The following is a 16,759-nucleotide window of genomic DNA, read 5'->3' on the forward strand; positions in this document are numbered from 1 at the left end:
ATTTTTGGCACGCTGTTGAGTTCTCAAGGAACGGTCGCTTCCTTTGTACTCACCCTCTCGGGCTTTCCTCCGGGCGCTTCCCTTCGGTCTTGCGTTTCCGACTCTATCAGATCCTTTCGGCGTCCGATTCCCGGTCGGCGGGATTGTCTGGGGCTTTTGGCTTTCGCCCGTCGGCCTTTCGACATTCACTACGTTAGCGGAGTCCCTCGGGAACTCATAATCGAGTCTCGCGAGTTCGAATTAGGGCACGCGGGCGCGCCACAATCGGCCCCGCTGAGGGGTTGTAGCTAGGTAGTGGTTTGGCCGCTCCGGCTGCAGGCGATCGCCGTACCCGGTTCAGCGGCTCGGGCCACATTACGCACCTTCCAAGGTCGAGTCAACTTCGACGGCGCCTCGGAACATGGGCCCGATAGGGGCTGACGGTCGGGTCGTCGGCCACCCAGTACCGCCAGGGATGGATCTCGCCGTCGCCGCCTTCGCCGGCCACTCCGGTGCGCGGACCGTTGCGTACCTGGTCGGAGGCAGCGGGAGTGCCGGTCAGGACCCTGAGGGTTGTCTCGCCCGAGGCACAGGCGTCCGTGCCGTCCAGGGCCCGGCCCACGTCGAGGGCGGTGGCCAGACGGGCCGGCCCCTTGGCCAGTTCCTTGTCGTTGCGGGCCGAAAGTCGACGTTTGCGGGCCAGTTCGGCCCCCTCGATCACCTCACCCGCGCGCAGCAGCACGGCGCAGGCCCGGCCCTCCGGTCCGCAGACCAGGTTCATGCAGTGCCACATGCCATAGGTGAAGTAGACGTACACGTGTCCGGGCGGACCGAACATCACCGCGTTGCGGGCGGTGGGGCCGCGGTAGGCGTGGGACCCGGGGTCGTTCGGCCCGTCGTACGCCTCCACCTCCGTGAGGCGGACGGCGATCGGGCCGTCGGGGGTCGTCCGGACCAGGATGCGGCCGAGGAGGTCGGGTGCCACCTCTAGTACGGGGCGGTCGAAGAACTCTCGGGGCAGTGGCATACGGTCCGGGGGCGCGATCATGCCCTCCGAGGGTAGTCCAGACGTGGTGCGGTCCCGGCGGAACCGGTCGTGGCCCGATCGCGTTTGTAGGGGTCGAGGGTCCATTCGTAAAGGGAGAGTCATGGCGTTCAAGAAGCTGCTCGCGAGCCTTGGGGCCGGTGGGGCGTCGGTGGAGACGGTGCTGACCGAGTCCAACGTCGTGCCCGGCGGGGTCGTCCAGGGCGAGGTGCGGATCCAGGGCGGGTCCGTCAACCAGAACATCGAGGGCCTGTCGGTGGGCCTGCAGGCCAAGGTCGAGGTGGAGAGCGGCGACCAGGAGTACAAGCAGGACATCGAGTTCACCAAGGTGCGGCTCGGCGGTGCCTTCGAACTGCAGGCGGGCGCCGTGCACACGGTGCCGTTCGGCCTGGAGATCCCCTGGGAGACGCCGGTCACGATGATCGACGGGCAGGCGCTGCGCGGCATGCACATCGGTGTGACGACCGAGCTGGAGATCGCGCGGGCCATCGACTCCGGCGACCTGGACCCGATCAACGTGCACCCGCTGCCGGCGCAGAAGGCGATCCTGGACGGCTTCATCCAGCTGGGCTTCCGCTTCAAGAGCGCGGACATGGAGCGGGGGCACATCCGGGGTACGCGCCAGCGGCTGCCGTTCTACCAGGAGATCGAGTTCTACCCGCCGTCGCAGTACCGGGGCCTGAACCAGGTCGAGCTGAGCTTCGTGGCCGACGAGCACGCGATGGACGTCGTCCTGGAGATGGACAAGAAGCCGGGTCTGTTCAGCGAGGGCTCGGACACCTACCGCTCCTTCCAGGTCGGTCTGAACGACTTCCACGGGACCGACTGGGCGGCTTACCTCAACCAGTGGCTGTCCGAGGTCGGCAGCAAGCGGAACTGGTTCTAGGCTCGGAGCCACTGAACGAGAACGATCAGGAGGTACCGAGGTGACCGAGCTCAAGCGGCGGCCGCTCCCCCACGACTTCCATCCGCCCGTGCCGTCGTTCACGGTGACGAGTGAGGACATCGAGCCGGGAGCGACGCTGGGCAGCGCCCAGGTCCAGGCGGAGGGGAACACCTCGCCGCAGTTGCGGTGGGACGGTTTCCCCGCGGAGACCAAGAGCTTCGCCGTGACCTGCTACGACCCCGACGCGCCGACCGGCAGCGGGTTCTGGCACTGGGTCCTGTTCGACATCCCGGCCTCCGTGACGGAGCTGCCGGCGGGTGCGGGCGGCGCGGGGTTCAAGGGGCTGCCCGAGGGTGCCGTGCACGCGCGCAACGACTACGGGTCGAAGGACTTCGGCGGCGCCGCCCCGCCGCCCGGGGACGGACCGCACCGGTACGTCTTCACGGTGTACGCGGTGGACCAGGAGAAGCTGGGTCCGGACGCGGACGCCTCCCCGGCCGTCGTCGGCTTCAACCTGCGGTTCCACGCGATCGCGCGCGCCCAGCTCATCGGCGAGTACGAGAACCCCGCCCAGGGCTGACGCGGCGCGGTTCCGCGGCCCGACGTTCATTGAACGTTTGCCCGCCTCTGGTCTTGGAAGTGATCAGAGGCGGGCATTTTTTATTGCGTTGTCCATCTCGGCGCGCCCGTCCAGAGTTGATCCGAGCCCGCCGGGGGGTGGGCGGTGCACACGGGAGGTGGGCCGGATGCGTGACACGCTGGTACTGAACGCGAGCTTCGAGCCGCTGTCGACGGTGACTCTGAACCGGGCCGTCGTGTTGGTCCTGCAGGACAAGGCCGTCGTCGAGCAGGCCCACCCCGAACTGCGCATGCGCGGTGCCGAACTGGACATACCCGCGCCCCGGGTGATCAGACTCTGCAGATACGTACGGGTGCCGTTCCGAAGACAAGCCCCGTGGTCGAGGCGGGGGGTGCTGGTCAGGGACCGGCACAGATGCGCGTACTGCGGGCGCAGGGCGACGACCGTGGACCACGTGGTGCCGCGGGCGCAGGGTGGGCAGGACACGTGGCTGAACACGGTGGCCGCGTGCGCGGAGGACAACCACCGCAAGGCGAACCGCACTCCGGAGGAGGCGGGGATGGCCCTGCTGCGGGAGCCGTTCGAGCCGACTCCGGCGGACGCGATGCTGTTGGCTCTGGGGCAGGACGACATGGCCGCTCTTCCCGAGTGGCTCGCCCGGGCCGCGGCCTGAGCGGCCGTAACCTCGTGGTGCTCCGCGCCCCCCGGTGGGGCGCGGAGCGGGACCGGTGAGTGGCAGACCTCTAGTCGATGCTCGGCTTCTCGCGGCGTTCGCCGCCGGGACCGTTGTTCTGGGACGGGACGGAGGCGCCGCCGCCGTTGCCGCCACCGCCGAAGGGGCCGAAGTTGCCCATCGCTCCGGACAGGCCCTTGAGGGCGTCGCCGATCTCACTGGGGACGATCCAGAGCTTGTTGGCGTCGCCCTCGGCGATCTTCGGGAGCATCTGCAGGTACTGGTAGGACAGGAGCTTCTGGTCCGGGTCGCCCGCGTGGATGGCCTCGAAGACCGTGCGGACGGCCTGGGCCTCGCCCTCGGCGCGCAGTGCGGCGGCCTTGGCCTCACCTTCGGCGCGCAGGATCTGGGACTGCTTCTCGCCCTCGGCGGTGAGGATGGCCGCCTGGCGGGTGCCTTCCGCGGTGAGGATCGCCGCGCGCTTGTCGCGGTCGGCGCGCATCTGCTTCTCCATCGAGTCCTGGATCGAGGTGGGCGGTTCGATGGCCTTGAGTTCCACGCGGTTGACGCGGATGCCCCACTTGCCGGTGGCCTCGTCGAGGACGCCGCGCAGGGCCGCGTTGATCTCCTCGCGGGAGGTCAGGGTGCGTTCGAGGTCCATGCCGCCGATGATGTTGCGCAGCGTGGTGACGGTGAGCTGCTCGATGGCCTGGATGTAGCTGGCCACCTCGTAGGTGGCGGCCCGGGCGTCGGTCACCTGGTAGTAGATGACGGTGTCGATGTTCACGACCAGGTTGTCCTGGGTGATCACCGGCTGGGGCGGGAAGGGTACGACCTGTTCACGCAGGTCGATGCGGTTGCGGATGGTGTCGATGAACGGCACCACGATGTTCAGGCCCGCGTTGAGCGTGCGGGTGTAGCGGCCGAAGCGCTCGACGATCGCGGCGCTGGCCTGTGGGATGACCTGGATGGTCTTGATCAGGGCGATGAAGACCAACACCACCAGAATGACCAGGACGATGATGACCGGTTCCATCGTGTACCCCGTACCCCTCTCCGCCTCGGCGCCTTCGGCGGAACCCGTGGTTGCCGAAGATCTTGCTGGTCGAGTCTGACAGACGGCCGCCCAACTCGTGGGCAGGATGCCTCAGATGATGATCGCGGTGGCTCCTTCGATGTCGACGACGTCCACCTCCTGGCCGACCTCGTAGGCGCGTGCGTTGTCGAGGGAGCGGGCCGACCAGATCTCTCCGGCGAGTTTGATGCGGCCGCCGGAGCCGTCGACGCGCTCCAGTACGACGGCCTGCCTGCCCTTCAACGCGTCGATTCCGGTGACGAGTTGGGGGCGCTGGGCGCCGTGGCGGGCCGCGATGGGCCGGACGACGGCGATGAGGGCGACGGAGACGACGACGAACGCGAGGACCTGGACCACAGCGTCGAAGCCGAGGCCGGCGGCGACCGCCGCCGCGACGGCACCGACCGCGAGCATGCCGAACTCGGGCATCGCGGTGACCACGAGCGGGATTCCGAGCGCCGCCGCGCCGACGAGCCACCACACCCATGCGTCTATGTCGTTCACAGGGGTCATGGTAGGACCGCGGTCGGGCGGCGGACAGGGCGCGAAGGGGAGCGGGGAGGGCTCCCGAGGGGTCAGGACAGGGGCAGGCCCTGGGCGGTCCAGCGGTCGCCGACCTGTTCGACGACGAGCGGGAGACCGAAGCAGAGGGAGAGGTTGCGCGAGGAGAGTTCGAGTTCGATCGGGCCCGCGGCGAGGACCTTGCCCTGACGGATCATGAGGACGTGGGTGAAGCCGGGGGCGATCTCCTCGACATGGTGGGTGACCATGATCATGGAGGGGGCGATGGGGTCGCGGGCGAGCCGGCCGAGGCGGCGGACGAGGTCCTCGCGGCCGCCGAGGTCGAGGCCGGCGGCGGGCTCGTCGAGCAGGAGCAGCTCGGGGTCGGTCATCAGGGCGCGGGCGATCAGGGTGCGCTTGCGCTCGCCCTCGGAGAGGGTGCCGAACCTGCGGTCGAGGTAGTCGCTCATGCCGAGGCGGTCGAGGAAGGCGCGGGCGCGCTGCTCGTCGACGTCCTCGTACTCCTCCTGCCAGCCGGCGGTCATGCCGTAGGCGGCGGTGAGGACCGTCTGCAGGACCGTCTGGCGCTTGGGGAGCTTCTCGGCCAGGGCGATGCCGGCGACGCCGATGCGGGGGCGCAGTTCGAAGACGTCGGTGCCGGGGGTGCCGAGGGTCTCGCCGAGGATGGTGGCGGTGCCCTTGCTGGGGTAGAGGTAACTGGAGGCGACGTTCAGGAGGGTGGTCTTGCCGGCGCCGTTGGGGCCGAGGATGACCCAGCGCTCGCCCTCCTTCACCGACCAGGAGACCTGGTCCACCAGAGCCCGGCCCTCGCGGACCACGGATACGTCCTGAAGCTCCAGAACATCGCTCATGAGCGCGTTGTCTCCCCTTGCAGTGTGCCGGTCTCGGCTGTCGCGTACGCCTGTGGCTCGGTCCGCCGCGCCGGTGGGCGCAGCCCCCATGAAATCTACGCCACGAGCGCACCCCACCATTCCATCGGTCCGGTCCTTAGGGTGGGGGCATGCTCACGGAACCGCGTTCAGGACGCCTCGCCGCTTGGGGAAACGCCCTTTTGGCCGGACTTGTCTCTCCGGACGACGCCGCTCTCGCCATTGTGGGCGAGGACACGGTGCACCGGGTGGAGGGGCTGCCGGGTGAGCCGGCGCCGGTCGGGCTCACGCTCGCGCTGGGGCGGCTGCGGGCGCTGGGGGTGACCGGTCTGCGGGTGGCGCTGCCCGCTCCCGGTCATCCGCTGGGGCTGAGCGGGCCGCCGGAGTTCAATGCGCGGGCGCTGGCGGCGGAGGAGGCGGTGGTCTGCTTCGGCGCCGCGTTCGGGCTGGTTCCGGAGGCGTACGAGGCCGGGCCCGAGGGTGATGTGCACGCCGAGGTGGTCTGGCGGGTGCTGCCGGTGCGGGAGGCGCCGCCCGCGGACGTGCCGTCGCTGGGCGAGGCGGAGCGGGAGCTGGCGGAGGCCCTGCGGGAGGCGACCGAGGTGCTGGCGAAGCTGGATCTCGCCGGGTCGGGGCCGGTGGCCGAGGCGGCGATCGACGCGTACCGGGCGCGGTCCGAGCGGGGCCGTGAGGTGCTGGCGCCGGGCTATCCGCCGCGGGCGGTGCGGGTGCTGGAGCTGGCCCAGCGGGTGGGGCTGCTGATCTCCCTCGCCCGCGGCAACGGGGACGGGGCCGCGGTCACCGCCTCCGAGATGGCGGCCCGCTCGCAGGCGCTGCGGCCGGTGGAGCGGACGGCACGGCGGGCGCAGGTGGCGGCGTACAACTCCATCGTGGAGGAGCGGGAGCGGGGGGTGCGCTGAACCTCGCCGGACCCGGGAACCGACCCGCGTGCCGGATGTACGGCACCGACGCCGGCGGCCGGAAACCCGACAGGCCTCCCGGTGGGCCCGGGAGGCCTGGGTTCGGTGGCCGCGGTGTCAGTGGTTGACGCCGAGGTTGCCGAAGGCCGGGTTCAGCGCGCCGATGACGTTGACGCTGTCGCCGACCACGTTCACCGGGACGTGCACGGGGACCTGGACGACGTTGCCCGAGACAACGCCCGGGGAGCCGTGCGCCTCGCCGCCGGCCCAGGCACCGTTCGTGGCGGAGGCCGCACCCGCACCGGCGGCGATCAGCCCCCCGGCCACCATCGTCACGGCCGCCGCCTTCTTCAGGTTCTTCACTTTCCAACCCCTCCTGGACGTTCACCGCGGTGTTCACCGCGGCACGCACTGGAGAACGGCGGGGATCGCCGGAGGATGCGCCATCCGGGTGACATTCCCACGACGGTATGAATCTCAGCCTGGAGCGGAACCGCGCGGATCGGCGCCGGCGCGGCGTCGGGCACGGGCGTCTCAGCCGGTCACGCCGTGGCGGACGGCCCACAGGGCGGCCTGGGTGCGGTCGGCGAGGTCGAGCTTCATCAGGATGTTGGAGACGTGCGTCTTGACGGTCTTCTCGGACAGCACGAGGGCTCGGGCGATCTCCCGGTTGGAGCGGCCGTCGGCTATCAGGCCGAGCACCTCGCGCTCCCGGTCGGTGAGCGAACCCCCTCTGCCCTGACCGGAGTTGATTTCGTCCTGGGAGAGCAGGGCGCCGGCCACCTCCGGCTGGAGCAGGATGTGCCCGGCGTGCACGGAGCGGATGGCGCCGGCCAGGGCGTCGGGGTCCACGTCCTTGTACACGTACCCGGCGGCGCCCGCGCGCAGGGCCGGGACGACCGTGCGCTGCTCGGTGAAGCTGGTGACGATCAGCACGCGTGCGCGGTTGTCGAGTTCGCGGAGCCTGCGCAGGGCGTCGATGCCGTCGGTGCCCGGCATCTTGACGTCCATGAGGACGACGTCGGGCCGCAGCTCCTCCGCGCGGGCGACCCCCTCGGCGCCGTCGGCGGCCTCACCGACCACCTCGATGTCGTCCTGCACCTCCAGGAAGGTGCGCAGACCCCGGCGGACGACCTGGTGGTCGTCGACGATCAGCACCTTGATCCGGTCAGCCACCGGGGACCTCCATCTCGATCGTGGTGCCCTTGCCGGGCGCCGATTCCACGGTCAGCTTGCCGCCGACGCCGTCGGCGCGGTCCCGCATCGAGACCAGGCCCAGGTGGCGTCCGGCGCGGCGGACCGACCTGGGGTCGAAGCCGCGGCCGTCGTCGGTGACGCGCAGGACGGCGCCGCCGCCGCGCCGGTCCACGGTCACGTCGACGTGGTCGCCGCCGGAGTGGCGCAGCGCGTTGTGCAGGGCCTCCTGGGCCACCCGCAGCAGGGCCTCCTCCTGGGCGGCGGGCAGGGCGCGGAAGCCGTCGCAGGCGAAGGTCACGCGCGCGGTGTGGGCGCGGTCGAGGACCTGGATCTGGGTGCGCAGGGTGGCGATCAGGCCGTCCTCGTCCAGGGCGGCGGGGCGCAGCTCGACGACGGCGGCGCGCAGTTCGTCGGCCGCCTCGGCGGCGAGCGCGGCGACCTGGTGCAGCTCGTCCTTGGCGCGGGCCGGGTCGCGGTCGACCAGAGCGGTCGCGGCCTGGGCGGTCAGGCGCAGGGAGAAGAGTTTCTGGCTGACCGCGTCGTGCAGCTCGTGGGCGAGGCGGGAGCGTTCCTCGGCGATGGTCAGCTCGCGGCTGCGTTCGTAGAGGCGGGCGTTGGTGAGGGCGATGGCGGCGTGCTGGGCGAGCAGGGCGAGGAGTTCCTCGTCCTCCTCGGTGAAGCCGCAGCCGCCGGTGGGCCTGGGGCAGTTCTTGTTGGCCAGGAACAGGGCGCCGATGACCTCGTCGCCGTCCTTGACGGGCAGGCCCAGGAAATCGGACATGTCCGGGTGGGCGGACGGCCAGCCCTCGAAGCGCGGGTCCTTGCGCACGTCGGCCAGGCGCTCGGGCCGGGCCTCGCGCAGCATCGCGGCGAGGATGCCGTGCTGGCGGGGCAGCGGTCCGATGGCCTTCCACTGGTCGTCGCTGACGCCGTCGACGACGAACTGGGCGAAGCCGCCGTGGTCGTCGGGGACCCCGAGGGCGGCGTACTGCGCGTCGAGCAGTTCGCGGGCGGAGGCGACGATCGTCTTGAGGACGTCGCGCACCTCGAGGTGCCTGCTCATGGCCAGCAGCGCGGCACTGACCGCGGCGAGGCCGGACCGGGGGCCTTGACTCATGACCTCACGGTACCGGCGGGGTGTGACGGCGCGGATCGGGCCGGCGGGGGGCGGGTCCGGTCCCATCGGCCTAGGTCCTGGGGGCTAGGTCGGGCGTCCCCGGGCGTGCGGTCTACGCCGAAGGGCCCCGCCGTGTTGCGTCCCGCGGCCGAGGCGGCGGCGGTGCGGCCGTTCCTAAGTTGTGATCACCGCCCGGCGGGGGCGGCCAGTGACGAGGGGACGGATGTCATGCCGGTAGCGATCATCACAGGGGCGTCCAGGGGGCTGGGGCGGGCGCTCGCCGAGGCGCTGGCCGCCCGGGGGTGGGATCTGGTGCTCGACGCCCGGGGCGCGGGACCGCTCCGGGAGGCCGCGGAGGCGGTCGAGGCGCGGGGCGTGCGGGTGGCGGCGCTGCCCGGGGACGTCACGGACCCGGGGCACCGGGCCGGCCTGGTGGCGGCGGCGCGCCGGCTGGGCGGGGCCGACCTGGTGGTGAGCAACGCGAGCGCGCTGGGCGCCGAGCCGCTGGTGCGGCTCGCCGAGCTGCCCCCGGACGGGTTGCGGCGGGCGCTGGAGGTGAACGTGGTGGCGGCGCTCGGCCTGGTCCAGGAGGCGCTGCCGCTGCTGCGGGAGTCGCCGGCGGGCACGGTGATCGCGGTGAGTTCGGACGCGGCGGTGGAGGCGTACGGGACGTGGGGCGGCTACGGGGCCTCGAAGGCGGCCCTGGACCAGCTCGCGGCCGTGCTCGGCGCCGAGGAGCCGGCCCTGCGGGTGTGGGCGGTGGACCCCGGGGACATGGCGACGGAGCTGTACGCGGCCGCGGTGCCCGGTGACGACGATCCGCGTCCGGCGCCCGTCGACGTCGTGCCGGCGTTCCTGCGGCTGCTGGACGAACGTCCGGCGAGCGGGCGGTACGCGGCGCCGGCGCCGGCGGTGGGGCGATGAGCACGGCGGTGCGGGTGCCGGAGGAGCTGTCCGCGCGGGTGCCTGCCGAGCAGCGCGGGCCGGGTCTGGACCGGGACTCCGTGCGGCTGCTGGTGTCGCACGGTACGGAGGTGACGCATCACGCGTTCGCCGAGCTGCCGCGACTGCTGCGGGCGGGGGACCTGCTGGTGGTGAACACCTCGCCCACGCTGGCCGCCGCCGTGGACGGACGGATCGGGCACGCGCGCGTGGTGGTGCACTTCTCCACGCGCGGTGACGACGGCCGGTGGGCGGTCGAGCTGCGTGAGCCGGACGGAACGGGCACCACGCGCGCGCGGACGGGTACGCGTGCGGGGACGGAGGTGGTGCTGCCCGGAGCGGGGGCGCTGGTGCTGGAGGAGCCGCTGAGCGCGCGTGGGGAGCGGCTGTGGTGGGCCCGGGCGGCCGGGGACGTCCGCCAGGCGCTGCGGGTGCACGGGCGGCCCATCCGCTACTCCTACACGGAGCGGGACCAGCCGCTGCCGGTGTACCAGACGGTGTTCGCGCTGCCCTCGGCGGACGGGGCGGGCAGCGCGGAGATGCCGAGCGCGGCGCGGCCCTTCACGGCGCGCCTGGTGACCGAGCTGGTGAGCCGGGGGGTGCAGTTCGCGCCGGTCAGGCTGCACACGGGGGTGGCGTCGATGGAGGCGCACGAGCCCCCGTACCCGGAGCGGTTCGCGGTGCCGGAGGCGTCGGCGCGTGCGGTCGAGGCGGCGCGGGCGGGCGGCGGCCGGGTGATCGCGGTGGGGACGACGGCGGTGCGGGCCCTGGAGTCGGCCGCGGGGCCGGACGGCGCGCTGCGCGCGGCCCGGGGGTGGACGGATCTGGTGGTGACGCCCGGGCGGGGGGTGCGGGTGGTCGACGGGCTGCTGACCGGGCTGCACGAGCCGGAGGCCTCGCATCTGCTGATGCTGGAGGCGGTGGCGGGGCGGGCCGCGGTCGAGCGTGCCTACGCGGAGGCGCTGCGGGGGCGCTATCTGTGGCACGAGTTCGGCGACGTGCATCTCATCCTCCCCGCCGAGGCGGCTCACTGAGAGCATTGCGGCGGCAACTCCTTGTGAGAGACCCGCGCCGCCCGTGTGAGCCCGCGCATAGGGCCCACATCACGTACGAAAGGGCATAGGAGATAAACACGCCCATATGAACGGGACAGACGGCCTAGTCTGTCCCGTTTTGCCCCTCCCTGATCCACTATCCCGGATCGTACGTCACACCTTTGCCTGGGCATTTTGCGCCCGCTAAGAATTGCTTCCGTCGCTCAGCGCCGTGGGTTTCCATCCCGCGGCGTTCGTGTGGGAGGAACCGATTCCCCCGGCGGACGCAGAGCGACCTCCGCGCCCGAACGAAGAGGTCCATCAGCCATGCCCAAGAACATCCTCAGTAGCCGTCTCAGTCGCACGCTGACCAAGCAGCAGCAGAAGATCGCCCTCGCCGGTGTCGGCACGCTCGGCGTCGCCGCCCTCGCCTTCTCGGCCGTCCCCGGCAACGCCGACACGGTCACCACCGGCGCACCGGCCGCCGCGTCCGCACAGGTCGCCGCCGCCCCGCAGGTGAAGAACGTCAAGGGCGCGCTGACCGACCAGCTCGCCGGCGAGACCGTCAAGCTCGACACCCTGGCCGCGCAGAAGAAGGCCGCGGCCGACGCCGCCGCCAAGAAGCAGGCCGCGGCCGACGCGAAGAAGAAGGCCGCCGACGCCGCCGCCCGCAAGGCCGCGCAGGACCGCGCCGCCCAGGCGTCCGCGAACCGCTCCGCGCAGCGCCCGCAGGTCCAGCTCGTCGCCGCCAAAACGTACGCCAACAACCTGGACGGCTGGATCCGGCAGTCCCTGGACATCATGCGCGCCAAGGGCATCCCGGGCAGCTACCACGGCCTGCACAAGAACATCATGCGCGAGTCCTCCGGCAACCCCCGTGCCATCAACGACTGGGACATCAACGCGATCAACGGCATCCCGTCCAAGGGTCTGCTCCAGGTCATCCCGCCGACCTTCAACGCGTACCACGTCGCCGGCACCTCGTGGAACATCTACGACCCGGTCGCCAACATCACCGCCGCCGCCAACTACGCGGCCGACAAGTACGGCTCGATCGACAACGTGAACAGCGCGTACTGAGGTCGGCGCGGACCTCTGACACGACGCGGAAAGGGCGGCACCCCCTCGGGGGTGCCGCCCTTCGCGTGTCCGGCCGCGGTTACTTCCTCATGACCTCCGGCTCGTGCCGGCGCAGGAAGCGGGCGACGAAGAAGCCGCAGACCACACCGAGGACGATCAGGGCGATCATGTCCAGGCTCCAGGCCCCCGCCGTGTGGTTCCACAGCGGGTCGGTGCTGGTCGGGTCGTCGGTGTTCGGGGCGATGTTGTTGAAGTCCAGCGTGGCGCCCGCGGCGGCCACCGCCCAGCGGGACGGCATCAGGTACGAGAACTCGTTGACGCCCGGGGTGCCGTGCAGGGTGAAGAGGCAGCCGGTGAACACGACCTGGATGATCGCGAACATGACCAGCAGCGGCATGGTCTTCTCGGCGGTCTTCACCAGTGAGGAGATCACCAGGCCGAACATCATCGAGGTGAAGCCGAGCGCCATGACCGGCAGGCACAGCTCCAGCAGCGTCGAGTGACCGAGGACGACCCCCTCCTCGGGGATCTCCCGGCTGGAGAAGCCGATCAGGCCGACCATCAGGCCCTGCAGCACCGTGACGGCACCGAGCACGACCACCTTGGACATCAGGTACGCCGAGCGGGACAGGCCGGTCGCGCGCTCCCGCTCGTAGATGACCCGTTCCTTGATCAGCTCACGGACGGAGTTCGCGGCACCCGCGAAGCACGCGCCGACGGCGAGGATCAGCAGGACGGTGGTGGCGGTGCCGTTGGGCACGTGCAGCCCGGTCTTCGGGTTGACCGCCTCGTTGACCAGCAGCCCCTTGTCACTGTCGATCAGCAGACTGACCGCGCCGAGCACGGCGGGCAGGATCACCGTCAGGGCGAGGAAGCCCTTGTCCGAGGCGATGACCGCCACGTAGCGCCGGATCAGGGTCATCAGCTGCGAGCCCCAGCCCTGCGGCTTGGGCGGCTTGATGGCCTGCGGCGGCGGCATGTGTACGGACTGCGGGGCGACCGCGTCGATGTCCGCGGCGTACATCTGGTAGTGCTGCGAGCCCTTCCAGCGGCCCGCCCAGTCGTAGTCGCGGTAGTTCTCGAAGGCGGAGAAGACGTCGGCCCAGCTGTCGTAGCCGAAGAAGTTCAGCGCCTCCTCCGGCGGGCCGAAGTAGGCCACCGCACCGCCCGGCGCCATCACCAGGAGCTTGTCGCAGATCGCCAGCTCGGCCACGGAGTGGGTCACCACGAGGACCGTGCGGCCGTCGTCGGCGAGGCCGCGCAGCAGCTGCATGACGTCACGGTCCATGCCCGGGTCCAGACCGGAGGTCGGCTCGTCCAGGAAGATCAGCGACGGCTTGGTGAGCAGCTCCAGCGCCACCGAGACACGCTTGCGCTGGCCACCGGACAGGGACGTGACCTTCTTGTCCTTGTGGATGTCCAGCTTCAGCTCGCGCAGCACCTCGTCTATGCGGGCGTCGCGCTCGGCGGCCGTGGTGTCGGCGGGGAAGCGCAGCTTGGCCGCGTACTTCAGCGCCTTCTTGACGGTCAGCTCCTTGTGCAGGATGTCGTCCTGCGGGACCAGACCGATGCGCTGACGCAGCTCGGCGAACTGCTTGTACAGGTTCCGGTTGTCGTACAGCACCTCGCCCTGGTTGGCGGGCCGGTAGCCGGTCAGCGCCTTGAGCAGGGTCGACTTGCCGGATCCCGACGGGCCGATCACCGCGATCAGGGACTTCTCCGGGACGCCGAAGGAGACGTCCTTGAGGATCTGCTTGCCGCCGTCGACCGTGACGGTCAGATGGCGCGCCGAGAAGGAGACCTCACCGGTGTCGACGAACTCCTCGAGGCGGTCGCCGACGATGCGGAAGGTGGAGTGGCCGACGCCGACGATGTCGTTCGGGCCGAGCAGCGCCGTACCGCCCTTGGCGATCGGCATACCGTTGACGTACGTGCCGTTGTGCGAGCCCAGGTCACGGATCTCGAACCGGCCGTCGGGCGTGGCGTGGAACTCGGCGTGGTGCCGCGAGACCTGAAGGTCGGAGACGACCAGCTCGTTCTCCAGGGCACGGCCGATGCGCATCACGCGGTCGAGCGAGAACTGGTGGAACGTGGTCGGGCTGCGGTCGCCGTAGACCGGCGGCGCCCCCGCGCCACCACCGGGCGTCTTCTGCGCGTACTGCTCCGGCGGGGCGCTCTGCTGCTGCGGGAACGGCGCGGCCTGCTGCGGCTGTTGCCAGTCGGCCTGCGGCGCGGACTGCTGCGGCGCCTGCTGCGCCCAGCCCGCCCCCGCCCCCTGGGCGGCGTACGGCGCGGCCTGCTGCTGCGGCTGGGCGGCCGTGGCGCCGGCGAGGTTCAGCCGCGGGCCGTCGGTCGCGTTGCCCAGGTACACCGCCGAGCCGGGGCCGATCTCCATGCGGTGGATCCGCTGGCCCTGCACGAAGGTGCCGTTGGTGCTGCCGTGGTCCTCGATGACCCAACTGCGGCCGTCGAAGCTGACCGTGGCGTGGCGCCAGGAGACCCTGGCGTCGTCGAAGACGATGTCACCCTGCGGATCGCGGCCGAGGGTGTAGGGCCTGGACGCATCGAGCGTCCAGGTCCGTCCGTTTGATTCCAGTACGAGTTCCGGCACTCCATGCCCCACTGAGTTGTCCCCCGAATTTCCCCCATCACAGGGAGTCTAGGGATGTCGAACATCGTGGGGAACTATTTCAGGCTCGGCCCCATGACCGAAAGCCGGGCCTTGCGCGCGGCGCGGTGCGCGCATCAACTCGCCCCGTTGACGGGGTTGAAACCGGGCCGGAGAGTGGTAATCCCCCGCGAGGGGGACGAGCGCGGCCTCGGGACCGCGCCGCGGATCGGGGGGTCTGCCATGAGCGCCACGGGCGTCGAGACCGCACGGCACGGCACACCGCTGCCGTGGACGGACATCCTGCTGTCCGCGATCGCCGCCGTGAGCTGGGCGTTGATAGGGATGGCGGGCACGGCCGCGCTGGGCCTGCACCTGCTGCGGGCGGACGCCGCGGGGTCTCTGGGCCCCATGACGGCGGCTGTTGTGGCCCTCGGGGCGGGTGGTTCGGTGTCACCGTCGGGCGATGTGTCCGCTTTCGGACTGAAGAGCGCCGAGGCCCACACGGCCGTCGAGATCACGCCACTCGGGGTGAGCCTGGTCGGAGCCCTGCTGCTGGCGTGGTTCTTCCTGCGGTCCCTGCGCACGGCCGGAGTTGTGATCGCGCCGGCCGAACTCCTCGCGCGCGCGGGTGCGGTGACCGCCCTGTTCGTGGCGACGCTGGGCGGCCTCGCGTGGGCGGGGCACGACGTCGTCACGATCGACGGCGGCGCGCTCGGCCTCGACCGGCTGCCCGGCGGCGCGGGCAAGGGCGGCGGCCTCGACATCCCCGGCGTGGGCGACGTCGGCGGGCTGCTGCCGGACCGGATCGGCGACCTGATCCACGCCAAGGCGGCCGTCGGCTTCACCGTGGACACCGCGCCCACCCTGCTCGGCGGCCTCGGCTGGTGCGCCGGTGTCCTGCTGATCGCCCTGTTCGCCTCCCGCCGCACCCCACTGCCGGCCGGCTGGGACGCCGTGCACCGGGTGGTGCGCCCGGCCGTCTCGGCACTCGTCACCGTGCTGCTCGTGGCCGTGGCCGCCGGGCTCGCGGCGGCGGCGTACGCGGCGATCGGCGACGACCACCCGCGCCGGATCGCGGGCGCGGCCCTGCTGGGCGCCCCGAACGGCGTGTGGCTCGGCGTGCCCGTCGGCCTGTTCGTCCCCTGGGACGGCCGGGCGACCGGCGTCCTCGGCACCGTGCTGCCCGACCCGCTCGACCGGCTCCTGGGCTCGAACTCCGACGAGCCCGTCACGCTGGGCCGGCTGGCCGAGCTGGACGGGCGGGTGTGGCTGCTCGCGGTCGCGGCGGGCCTCATGATGCTGCTCGCCGGGGTGCTCACGGCGGTACGGACCCCGGTGGACGGGCAGGTCGGAGCGGCGGGGTTCGCCGGGCGCTGCGCCCTGCGGCTCGGGGCGGTGACCGCGCTCGCCCTGCCCTTCCTGGCCTGGCTGGCGGACGTGTCGGTGAACGCCTCGCTGTCCGTGCTCGGCTTCGACGCCTTCGGCGCGGGCATCGAACTGCACGGGCACCTGGGCATGGCGTTGCTCCTGGGCGCCGTGTGGGGGGCGGGCGCCGGGGCGGTGGGAGCGCTGCTGGCGCGGGCGACGGGGGCAGCGGGTGCCCGGGCGGTGCGGCCGGACCGGGACGCGGGGACCGGCGCGGACGGGCCCGGGGGCCCGGGCGGCTGGGGCGGCTGGGACGGCTCCGCGGGAAGCGGGCGGCCGGGGAGCGGGAGCGTCGGCGGTGGCGGCACCGGGGGCGGTGAGGCCGGGCCGTACCTGCCGAGCAAGCCGTTCCGGCCGCCGAATCCCGACACCAACCCCTATCTCGAGGTGCCGCGGGAGCTGAGGGCGGAGCCCGAGGACGCGAGGCCGCCGGCGGCCGGGGACGACGTGTACGGCGCCCCCACCGTCGTCCGGCCGCTGGGGCCGCCTCCCCCGGTGCCCCGCGGACGGGGGCGCGCGCCGGGCCGGCCGGACGGCCACGGCTCGCCGGACGACGGGCCGACCGGGCCTCCCCCACCGCCCCCGCTCCCCCCGCGGCCGAAGGGCGGCCCGGCCGGTGGCCCACGGCGCGGACCCCGACGCTGAGCCCGGCCGGGCGGTGAGCCTGATCCGGCGATGAGCTGGGCTCCGGCGATGAGCTGGACTCCGGCGGTGCGTCCGGCTGGGCTGACAGCCTGACCCGACAGTAGCCCGGCTCCGGCAGCGGGCGTCGGGCGTCGGCAGTCCCCTCACCGCGACCGCTTC

The 16,759-nt window shown here is 72.0% G+C and carries 16 protein-coding genes; 8 read left to right on the top strand and 8 right to left on the bottom strand.

Going from position 1 to position 16,759, the window contains the following annotated elements:
* Window positions 1–376: 376 nt before the first annotated feature.
* Window positions 377–1,027: a DNA-3-methyladenine glycosylase gene (locus PV343_RS31490; RefSeq protein ID WP_319150448.1), complete on the bottom strand. Its 651-nt coding sequence runs from the start codon at window positions 1,025–1,027 to the stop codon at window positions 377–379.
* Between the two features lie 100 nt (window positions 1,028–1,127).
* On the opposite strand from PV343_RS31490, the gene PV343_RS31495 reads away from it, so the two are divergent.
* The 3 genes from PV343_RS31495 to PV343_RS31505 all read left to right on the top strand — a co-directional run bounded on the left by PV343_RS31495 (window position 1,128) and on the right by PV343_RS31505 (window position 3,163).
* Complete coding sequence (locus tag PV343_RS31495; RefSeq protein WP_133922391.1) at window positions 1,128–1,910, top strand: sporulation protein; 783 nt, start codon at window positions 1,128–1,130, stop codon at window positions 1,908–1,910.
* Between the two features lie 40 nt (window positions 1,911–1,950).
* The gene (locus PV343_RS31500; RefSeq protein WP_319150449.1) at window positions 1,951–2,490 is read left to right on the top strand and encodes a YbhB/YbcL family Raf kinase inhibitor-like protein; all 540 of its coding nucleotides are present in this window, start codon (window positions 1,951–1,953) and stop codon (window positions 2,488–2,490) included.
* Between the two features lie 166 nt (window positions 2,491–2,656).
* Window positions 2,657–3,163: an HNH endonuclease gene (locus tag PV343_RS31505; protein ID WP_319150450.1), complete on the top strand. Its 507-nt coding sequence runs from the start codon at window positions 2,657–2,659 to the stop codon at window positions 3,161–3,163.
* 70 nt (window positions 3,164–3,233) lie between these two features.
* On the opposite strand, the gene PV343_RS31510 is transcribed toward PV343_RS31505, so the two are convergent.
* From PV343_RS31510 to PV343_RS31520, 3 genes are all read right to left on the bottom strand, one after another.
* Entirely contained in the window at window positions 3,234–4,199 is a 966-nt protein-coding gene (locus PV343_RS31510) for an SPFH domain-containing protein (protein WP_317442555.1), read from the bottom strand.
* 111 nt (window positions 4,200–4,310) lie between these two features.
* On the bottom strand, window positions 4,311–4,742 hold the full coding sequence (locus tag PV343_RS31515) for an NfeD family protein (RefSeq protein ID WP_319150451.1): 432 nt from the start codon (window positions 4,740–4,742) through the stop codon (window positions 4,311–4,313).
* Between the two features lie 71 nt (window positions 4,743–4,813).
* Window positions 4,814–5,611: an ABC transporter ATP-binding protein gene (locus PV343_RS31520; protein ID WP_020939162.1), complete on the bottom strand. Its 798-nt coding sequence runs from the start codon at window positions 5,609–5,611 to the stop codon at window positions 4,814–4,816.
* A 149-nt stretch (window positions 5,612–5,760) separates the two neighbouring features.
* Between PV343_RS31520 and PV343_RS31525 the strand changes: the two genes are divergently transcribed.
* The gene (locus tag PV343_RS31525) at window positions 5,761–6,549 is read left to right on the top strand and encodes a hypothetical protein (protein ID WP_319150452.1); all 789 of its coding nucleotides are present in this window, start codon (window positions 5,761–5,763) and stop codon (window positions 6,547–6,549) included.
* 117 nt (window positions 6,550–6,666) lie between these two features.
* On the opposite strand, the gene PV343_RS31530 is transcribed toward PV343_RS31525, so the two are convergent.
* The 3 genes from PV343_RS31530 to PV343_RS31540 all read right to left on the bottom strand — a co-directional run bounded on the left by PV343_RS31530 (window position 6,667) and on the right by PV343_RS31540 (window position 8,863).
* Window positions 6,667–6,912, bottom strand: coding sequence for a chaplin (locus tag PV343_RS31530; protein ID WP_319150453.1), 246 nt, complete (start codon window positions 6,910–6,912; stop codon window positions 6,667–6,669).
* A 171-nt stretch (window positions 6,913–7,083) separates the two neighbouring features.
* Window positions 7,084–7,725, bottom strand: coding sequence for a response regulator transcription factor (locus PV343_RS31535; RefSeq protein WP_319150454.1), 642 nt, complete (start codon window positions 7,723–7,725; stop codon window positions 7,084–7,086).
* Window positions 7,718–8,863: a GAF domain-containing sensor histidine kinase gene (locus PV343_RS31540; protein ID WP_319150455.1), complete on the bottom strand. Its 1,146-nt coding sequence runs from the start codon at window positions 8,861–8,863 to the stop codon at window positions 7,718–7,720. Before PV343_RS31540 ends, PV343_RS31535 begins: the two co-directional genes overlap by 8 nt.
* Window positions 8,864–9,091: 228 nt before the next feature.
* Between PV343_RS31540 and PV343_RS31545 the strand changes: the two genes are divergently transcribed.
* The 3 genes from PV343_RS31545 to PV343_RS31555 all read left to right on the top strand — a co-directional run bounded on the left by PV343_RS31545 (window position 9,092) and on the right by PV343_RS31555 (window position 11,919).
* Window positions 9,092–9,787, top strand: a complete 696-nt coding sequence (locus tag PV343_RS31545; RefSeq protein ID WP_319150456.1) for an SDR family NAD(P)-dependent oxidoreductase — start codon at window positions 9,092–9,094, stop codon at window positions 9,785–9,787.
* Complete coding sequence (locus tag PV343_RS31550; protein ID WP_319150457.1) at window positions 9,784–10,839, top strand: S-adenosylmethionine:tRNA ribosyltransferase-isomerase; 1,056 nt, start codon at window positions 9,784–9,786, stop codon at window positions 10,837–10,839. The genes PV343_RS31545 and PV343_RS31550 overlap by 4 nt, the downstream gene beginning before the upstream one ends.
* Window positions 10,840–11,166: 327 nt before the next feature.
* Window positions 11,167–11,919, top strand: a complete 753-nt coding sequence (locus PV343_RS31555; protein ID WP_319150458.1) for a transglycosylase SLT domain-containing protein — start codon at window positions 11,167–11,169, stop codon at window positions 11,917–11,919.
* A gap of 79 nt (window positions 11,920–11,998) precedes the next feature.
* On the opposite strand, the gene PV343_RS31560 is transcribed toward PV343_RS31555, so the two are convergent.
* Window positions 11,999–14,530, bottom strand: a complete 2,532-nt coding sequence (locus PV343_RS31560) for an FHA domain-containing protein (RefSeq protein WP_319150459.1) — start codon at window positions 14,528–14,530, stop codon at window positions 11,999–12,001.
* A 240-nt stretch (window positions 14,531–14,770) separates the two neighbouring features.
* Between PV343_RS31560 and PV343_RS31565 the strand changes: the two genes are divergently transcribed.
* The gene (locus tag PV343_RS31565; protein ID WP_319150460.1) at window positions 14,771–16,600 is read left to right on the top strand and encodes a streptophobe family protein; all 1,830 of its coding nucleotides are present in this window, start codon (window positions 14,771–14,773) and stop codon (window positions 16,598–16,600) included.
* Window positions 16,601–16,759 lie beyond the last annotated feature (159 nt).

Source organism: Streptomyces sp. WI03-4A (assembly GCF_033792105.1).
Lineage (GTDB): Bacteria > Actinomycetota > Actinomycetes > Streptomycetales > Streptomycetaceae > Streptomyces > Streptomyces collinus_A.